Origin of the sequence: Salinivibrio sp. MA607 (assembly GCF_001996245.1) — a bacterium.
GTDB lineage: Bacteria > Pseudomonadota > Gammaproteobacteria > Enterobacterales > Vibrionaceae > Salinivibrio > Salinivibrio costicola.
Genome location: NZ_MUFJ01000046.1, coordinates 1 through 8,074, shown reverse-complemented (window position 1 = coordinate 8,074; position 8,074 = coordinate 1). Strand labels below are relative to the sequence as shown.

Genomic DNA, 8,074 nt, shown 5'->3' with positions numbered 1-8,074 from the left:
TTTATTGCATGAGCATCAGTCTGTGCATTATCTGAAATATACACGGCTGAGACCATACTGACCAAGGCGATAATGCTAATCATTATCAATAAAGATCCGATTTTGAATACGAGAGAGTCGAAAATACCAATAGAACGGTTTATACCCTGCTCATCAGGGGTTACCTCTAAGTAATTGGTCATAATAATACAGTCCGTCTATTTGCTTTCTAAGTTGTCTATTGTATTGAAAATCAAGTTTTTTACTAGATACTCACCCATACCCCTTTATGGGTAGTTGTCTGTTTTTTGCTGTTTTTACCGCATTGCACAATACCTGCACTTGACGTCTACTTATATACACAGAGTACATTCGAAAACGAGTTTAGGATTAGTCGCAGTTTAACGTATCACGTTAACCGTTTACTAGTTAAGCCATCGAAAAGGAGTCAGGCATGAGCCACTTTCTAAATCGGCTACGTTATTTTACCCAGAAAAGAGAAAACTTTTCTGAAGGTCATGGCGTGACAACGCAAGAGCCCCGCCAGTGGGAAGACAGTTATAGGCAACGTTGGCAGCATGATAAGGTTGTCCGTTCAACTCACGGCGTTAACTGTACCGGTTCATGTAGTTGGAAAATCTATGTCAAGAATGGACTTGTAACGTGGGAAACGCAACAAACCGATTATCCTAGAACTCGTCCTGACCTTCCTAATCATGAGCCTCGAGGTTGCCCACGCGGTGCGAGTTATTCATGGTACATATATAGTGCGAATAGACTTAAATACCCCAAAATTCGTAAGCGCTTAATTAAACTATGGCGTGAAGCAAAAAAGCAGCATGCCAACCCTGTAGACGCTTGGGAGTCAATTGTCACTAATCCCACAAAAACACGAGAATATAAAGAAAAACGTGGTATGGGTGGGTTCGTTCGCGCGCATTGGGATGAAGTCTACGAAATCATTGGTGCGTCTAATGTCTACACGGCCAAAGAGTATGGGCCCGATCGTATCTTTGGATTCTCGCCTATCCCAGCGATGTCGATGATTTCATATGCGGCAGGTGCACGTTATCTGTCATTAATCGGTGGTAATTGCTTAAGTTTCTATGACTGGTATTGCGACCTTCCTCCTGCATCACCGCAAGTTTGGGGAGAGCAAACTGATGTCCCCGAGTCAGCGGATTGGTACAACTCAAATTATATTATGTGTTGGGGGTCGAATGTTCCACAAACACGCACACCCGACGCTCACTTCTTAACTGAAGTGCGATATAAAGGGACGAAAGTAATTGGCATTACCCCTGATTATTCTGAGGTGGCTAAACTTACCGATCAATGGTTAGCACCCAAGCAAGGAACCGACGCCGCACTAAGCATGGCATTCGGACATGTCATTCTTAAAGAGTTTTATGTCAACAAAACAACACAGTATTTCGATGATTATGTACGACGTTATTCGGATATGCCAATGCTCGTCATGTTGGAACCGTCCGAAAAAGGAGGTCTGCAGCAAGGGAGGTTCCTTCGTGCGAGTGACTTGGATGACAAAGCTGGACAAGACAATAACCCCGAGTGGAAAACCATTGCAATTGATGAGTCATCAAATATGCTCACGTCGCCGAAAGGCTCGATTGGCTATCGATGGGGGGAACGCTATGCTAAATGGAATCTTGAGCAACGTGATGGTGCAACGAATCGTGATGTGAAACTCCGCCTGAGCTTAAAAGATGATCACGATGAGATTATTACCGTAAATTTCCCATATTTTGGGGGCAATGAACATGAACTTGGCTACTTCCAACATACAGTTCATGATGAAGTAACAACGCATCGTATCCCGGCTAAAAAGATCAAGCTTGCCGATAAGTCGGAAGCTTGGGTCACTACTGTATTTGACTTAACGCTTGCTAACTATGGTGTTGACAATGGATATGATGATCCGAATTGCGCACAATCCTATAGCGATAATCTTGCCTATACGCCAGCTTGGCAGGAACAAATAACAGGCGTCCCCCAAAATGATGTGATTAAAATTGCAAATGAATTTGCTGACACTGCAGCAAAAACACGTGGTCGTTCCATGATCATTGTCGGTGCTGGTTTGAATCACTGGTACAACATGGACATGAACTATCGTGGTTTAATCAATATGCTAATCATGTGCGGTTGTATTGGACRAAGCGGTGGTGGTTGGGCTCACTATGTCGGTCAAGAAAAACTTCGTCCACAAACAGGTTGGCAGCCTTTAGCATTTGGTTTGGATTGGAGTCGCCCACCTCGTCATATGAATGGCACATCCTTCTTTTATGCACATTCTGATCAGTGGCGTTATGAAAAGCTACATATGAGTGAAATTGTCTCTCCTTTATCTAATAAAAAAGATTGGGAGGGCTCGATCATAGACTTTAATTCACGTGCAGAACGCATGGGTTGGCTGCCGTCAGCGCCACAGTTGAGTAAAAATCCCTTGAAGGTGTGCCGAGATGCACATGAGCAAGGGCAAGATCCGGTAGATTATACGGTGGATCAATTAAAAGCAGGAAGCTTAGAATTTGCCTGTTTAGATCCTGACAATCCAAAAAACTATCCTCGAAACATGTTTATCTGGCGGTCTAATTTACTTGGATCTTCAGGGAAAGGTCATGAATATATGCTTCGTCACCTATTAGGAACGAAACATGGTCTGCTTGGTAAAGATCTTGGTGAAGAAGGAAGTGAAAAGCCTGAAGATATAAAATGGCGTGATAGTGCACCTGAAGGAAAAATTGATCTTTTAGTTACACTAGACTTCAGAATGTCTACAACTTGTTTGTATTCAGATATTGTTCTACCTACCGCAACTTGGTATGAAAAGGACGATTTGAATACGTCCGATATGCATCCATTTATTCATCCTTTATCTAAAGCTGTGGATCCTGTTTGGCAATCAAAAAGTGATTGGGAAATTTTCAAAGGGATTGCAAAATCTTTCTCCCAACAGTGCGAAGGACACTTAGGTGTAGAACAAGATATTGTCACCGTGCCTATGCAACATGATACTCCTGGTGAACTAGCCCAGCCATTCGACATTAAGGCGTGGTGGAAAGGAGAGTGTGATCTCATTCCTGGCAAGACAGCGCCAAATATGATGGTGGTGGAGCGAGATTATCCGAATACCTATGCAAAGTTCACGTCATTAGGGCCACTCCTGGATACACTAGGAAACGGTGGTAAGGGGATTAATTGGAATACACAAGACGAAGTTAAATTCTTAGGTGAGTTGAATAAAAAGCACATTAAATCAGGTGTTAACCAAGGCAGACCAAAAATTGAATCAGCCATTGACGCAGCAGAAGTCGTTTTATCATTAGCGCCGGAGACAAATGGACAAGTAGCTGTCAAGGCTTGGGAGTCAATTAGTAAAGTTACCGGTCTTGATCATACTCACTTAGCCAAGCCTAAAGAAGAAGAGAAACTTCGATTTAGAGATATTGTTGCGCAACCACGTAAAATTATTAGCTCACCGACTTGGTCCGGGTTAGAAGACGAGCATGTTTCTTACAATGCTGGATATACCAATGTTCACGAGCTAATTCCTTGGCGTACGATTACAGGTCGACAACAATTTTATCAAGATCATCAATGGATGCGTGATTTTGGTGAAATGCACTGTCTTTATAAGCCGCCGGTCAACCTGAAAACCACGCAAAATGTGCAGGGTATGAAGCCTAATGGTAACAATGAAGTCGTTTTGAATTGGATTACTCCACATCAAAAGTGGGGAATTCATAGTACGTATTCAGATAATTTACTTATGCTGACACTATCACGTGGTGGACCAATTATTTGGATGTCAGAAACAGACGCGACTGCGGCTGGCATTGAAGATAATGATTGGATCGAAGCATTTAACGCAAATGGTGCGATTGCTGCTAGAGCCGTTGTTTCTCAACGTGTCCCCGAAGGAATGGGAATGATGTATCACGCGCAAGAGCGGATTGTGAACATACCGGGTTCCGAGCTAACTGGTACTAGAGGTGGTATTCATAACTCTGTAACTCGAGCAATTATGAAGCCAACCCATATGATTGGGGGTTATGCACAACAATCTTACGGATTTAACTATTACGGCACTGTAGGTTGTAATCGTGATGAGTTTGTAGTAGTTCGAAAAATGGATCGCGTGGATTGGCTGGATGATGATAGTGAAGATGTATTAGATGAAAATCTTCACGAGGTGGAGAAATAATATGAAAGTTAGAGCTCAAATCGGCATGGTTTTGAATCTCGACAAGTGTATAGGCTGTCACACTTGCTCGGTTACCTGTAAAAATGTATGGACATCGCGTGAAGGAATGGAGTATGCGTGGTTTAATAATGTTGAAACTAAACCTGGCATCGGCTATCCCAAAGAATGGGAAAATCAAGAAAAATGGAACGGTGGTTGGATTCGAACTAAGCAAGGAAAATTAGAGCCGAAACAAGGTGGGAAACGTCGGATTTTAGCTAATATATTCGCAAACCCCGACTTACCTGAAATTGACGATTACTACGAACCATTTGACTTTGATTATCAGCACCTTCATCGTGCGGGAGAAAGTAAGCATCAGCCCGTTGCGCGACCCCGTTCGCTGATTTCCGGAAAACGGATGGAAAAAATTGAATGGGGACCTAACTGGGAGGAGATCTTAGGTACCGAATTCAAAAAACGTCGCAAAGATAAGAACTTTGATCAAATCCAAGCAGACATTTATGGTCAGTTCGAAAATACGTTTATGATGTATTTACCGCGTTTATGCGAGCACTGTCTTAATCCTGCATGTGTTGCGTCTTGTCCAAGTGGTGCCATCTATAAACGTGAAGAGGACGGTATTGTACTTATTGACCAAGATAAGTGCCGTGGATGGCGGATGTGTGTCTCTGGGTGTCCTTACAAAAAAATATATTACAATTGGAAAACGGGTAAGTCAGAAAAATGTATTTTTTGTTATCCACGTATTGAAGCAGGGCAACCAACAATTTGTTCTGAAACATGTGTAGGTCGCATTCGTTACTTAGGTGTTATGTTGTACGATGCTGATAAAATTGAGCAAGCGGCATCGGTACCGAATGATAAAGATCTTTATCAAGCGCAAAGAGATATATTTCTAGATCCCTTTGATCCGGCCGTGATCGCTGAAGCTGAGAAAGAAGGCATAGCTGCTAATTGGATTGAAGCAGCGCAACAGTCTCCAGTTTATAAAATGGCTATGGAATGGGAAGTCGCGTTACCGCTTCATCCAGAGTATCGTACTTTGCCGATGGTTTGGTATGTGCCACCTTTATCGCCAATTCAATCCGCAGTAGAAGCCGGAGAAATTGAGAAAAGTAGTGTACTTCCTGACCTAAAGTCATTACGTATTCCGATAAAATATCTTGCTAATTTGCTAACTGCAGGTGAAGAACAACCTGTTATACGGTCACTTGAGCGATTGATGGCAATGCGTGAGTATAAGCGTAGTCAACAAGTTGAGTGTGAGGAAAATTTTGAAGTTCTCGACGCAGTTAAACTAACCCAGGCACAAATTGAAGAAATGTATCAGGTCATGGCGCTTGCAAATTACGAAGACAGGTTCGTAATCCCGACTAGCCATACTAGTTATGCAGAAAATGCTTACGACATCAAAAGCGGTTGTGGTTTTACATTTGGTAATGGGTGTTCGACCGGCGAGACTGACCTATTTGGTGGTAAAAGCCAGACGGTGCGTGAAGTTATCCCCGTAGAGATACAGGAGTAAGAAAAATGACAAACCAAAAAAGTGGAAATAATACTTCACAACTTATTGCACTAATTGGTCGATTGCTAGATTATCCAGAGTTAGGAATCGAATTATATCGAGATGATTTGATGGATATTGTAACATCTAGTGTTCTATCAAAGAGAAATAAAAAAGAGATTATTTCCTTTATAGACCGATGCAGTGAAATGCCATTACTCGATTGGCAGTCTGACTACGATGGGTTGTTTGAACGTGGTCGCTCATTATCTTTATTAATTTATGAACATATTCATGGTGAATCACGAGATCGAGGCCAAGCTATGGTCGACTTACTCGCTCAGTATGAAAAAGCAGGGCTTGAAATTGCGCATAATGAATTGCCTGATCATCTCCCTCTATTTCTTGAATTTTCGTCAACGCAAGGTGAGCAAGGAATTGGTTGGATAGAAGATATTATTCCCGTTTTAAGTTTACTCGCTGTTCGTTTAGAAAAGCGTGAATCAGGGTATGCGAGTTTAATGTGGGGACTGTTGGATTTATGTGGTGCGAAAGTTAATATCTCAGAACTTCGAGAGCAGGTTAAAAATGAAAAAGAAGATCATACACCTAAAGAATTAGACAAAGTATGGGAAGAGGAGGCTGTTACTTTTGGTGGTGATAGCGTTAACGGTGGATGTCCAACCAATCAGCATCGGCCAACTGAGAATCAACGCAAAGATCAGGAAGTGCCAGTAAATTGGATGTCAATGGATGAGACAGCATCAGCCACTCAAACAAAAGAGGTCTAGCTATGAACTTTATCGATATGTTAATTTTCGGTATTTATCCATATATAGTATCTGTTGTGTTTTTTTTAGGATGCTTGATTCGTTATGATAAAGATCAATACACATGGAAAACCGGTTCAAGTCAAATGCTCTCAAATAAACATTTTCGAGTAGCAAGTAATCTGTTTCACATAGGTATTATTGGCATTTTTTTTGGTCATTTTGGTGGATTAGTTATACCTTACGAAGTGTGGCATATGTTAGGCATTACCCTACAAGCTAAACAGTTAATTGCCATGGGAGCAGGCGGCTTCTTTGGTGTATTATGCTTTATTGGTCTGACTTATTTAGTTTACCGAAGATTGTTTAATCCTAGAATTCGTGCATCAAGTACACGAATGGATACCGCAATTGTTCTAGTTATTTATTTACAACTCATATTAGGTATGTTTTCTATATTCATTTCTAGTGGTCATATGGATGGTCAAGAAATGAAAAACTTAATGACATGGTCGAAGTATTTATTAACCTTTAGACCGGAAGAGGCTATAACCTTTATATCTGATGTTCATTGGATTTATCGTGCACATGTTTTTTGGGGAATAACCTTGTTCCTATTGTTCCCATTTAGTCGATTGGTCCATATTTGGAGTGTGCCTATCGAATATTTGACACGGCAATACCAAATCGTGCGTCAAAAATAAAAAAAATGACAAGCCTTCATAGGCTTGTCTTTTCTAGTTATAGGAGTAGTACAATGAATGTGTCAGACGTTCCAGAAATCACTATAAATGAAATTAAACTAGACTCTTCGATAATAATGCAGGAGGTTCAGTATCATCCTGCAGAAACGAAAAGAGAAGCGATGGTTAAGGCTGTTGAAGCTCTAATTATTAACGAAGTCGTAAAACAACGAGCAGTAAGCTTATCTCTTTGGCCTGAAGACAAAAAACTTGAACCAACTGAAGAGTATGACATTATTGAAAAACTAATACAATTCGAAGGGATCTATCCATCTGCTACTGACGAAGAGTGTTATCATTACTATATAACAAATAAAGATAAGTTTTGTACAGCACCGTTGCTAGAAGTAGATCACATCCTGCTGGCTTGTCCTCCAGAGGATGTTGAAGAGAGAATAAAGGTAGTAGAATTTGCAGAATATTTAATAGAGTTACTAAAAGAAAATAAAGCCACCTTCTACGATTTGGCGAAACAATACTCAGCCTGTCCTTCTTCTAAGCAAGGGGGGAATTTAGGACAAATCACTCAAGGTCAAACAGTAGCTGAGTTCGAAAAACAAATAWTTACCGCGCCCATGGGTCTATTAAATAAACCTATTGAAACCCGCTACGGCGTACATGTGGCCAATATCAATCGTCGAGTTGATGGTAGTCAGCTTGATTTTAATATGGTAAAAGAATCGATATCTCTTTATCTTAATGAGAAGGTTAAACGGAAAAATATTGCACAATATATTCAAACCATATTAATAGACTCAGATATAAAAGGATTTGACTTTCAATTAGAAAACTCACCGCTGATGCAATAATATGAATGATGATCTGAGTATATGATTAAGATACAGAG

General features: G+C 40.8%; 6 protein-coding genes. 5 read left to right on the top strand and 1 reads right to left on the bottom strand.

Features of this window, described 5'->3' with window-relative positions:
• Positions 1–182, bottom strand: a 182-nt coding sequence (locus BZG81_RS15765; protein WP_206744321.1) for a hypothetical protein, incomplete at its 3' end; no start/stop codon positions are given.
• 251 nt (positions 183–433) lie between these two features.
• Between BZG81_RS15765 and BZG81_RS15045 the strand changes: the two genes are divergently transcribed.
• From BZG81_RS15045 to BZG81_RS15025, 5 genes are read left to right on the top strand one after another with little or no spacing between them, the layout of a single operon-like run.
• On the top strand, positions 434–4,207 hold the full coding sequence (locus BZG81_RS15045; RefSeq protein ID WP_077677764.1) for a nitrate reductase subunit alpha: 3,774 nt from the start codon (positions 434–436) through the stop codon (positions 4,205–4,207).
• 1 nt (position 4,208) lies between these two features.
• Positions 4,209–5,735 (top strand): nitrate reductase subunit beta, encoded by a 1,527-nt coding sequence (gene narH / locus BZG81_RS15040; protein ID WP_021022862.1) that lies wholly within the window; start codon positions 4,209–4,211, stop codon positions 5,733–5,735.
• Positions 5,736–5,740: 5 nt separating this feature from the next.
• Positions 5,741–6,505 carry a nitrate reductase molybdenum cofactor assembly chaperone gene (gene narJ, locus BZG81_RS15035; RefSeq protein ID WP_077677763.1) on the top strand — a complete coding sequence of 255 codons (765 nt, stop codon included), beginning with the start codon at positions 5,741–5,743 and terminating at the stop codon, positions 6,503–6,505.
• Positions 6,506–6,507: 2 nt separating this feature from the next.
• Positions 6,508–7,188 (top strand): respiratory nitrate reductase subunit gamma, encoded by a 681-nt coding sequence (gene narI / locus BZG81_RS15030; protein ID WP_077677762.1) that lies wholly within the window; start codon positions 6,508–6,510, stop codon positions 7,186–7,188.
• 53 nt (positions 7,189–7,241) lie between these two features.
• A complete protein-coding gene (locus BZG81_RS15025) occupies positions 7,242–8,036 on the top strand; it encodes a peptidylprolyl isomerase (protein WP_158011857.1) in 795 nt (264 codons plus the stop codon).
• Positions 8,037–8,074 lie beyond the last annotated feature (38 nt).

Bases quoted from the DNA above. Each gene is read 5' to 3' on its own strand.
- narH (WP_021022862.1), top strand. From the start codon at position 4,209: ATGAAAGTTAGAGCTCAAATCGGCATGGTTTTGAATCTCGACAAGTGT.
- narI (WP_077677762.1), top strand. From the start codon at position 6,508: ATGAACTTTATCGATATGTTAATTTTCGGTATTTATCCATATATAGTA.
- narJ (WP_077677763.1), top strand. From the start codon at position 5,741: ATGACAAACCAAAAAAGTGGAAATAATACTTCACAACTTATTGCACTA.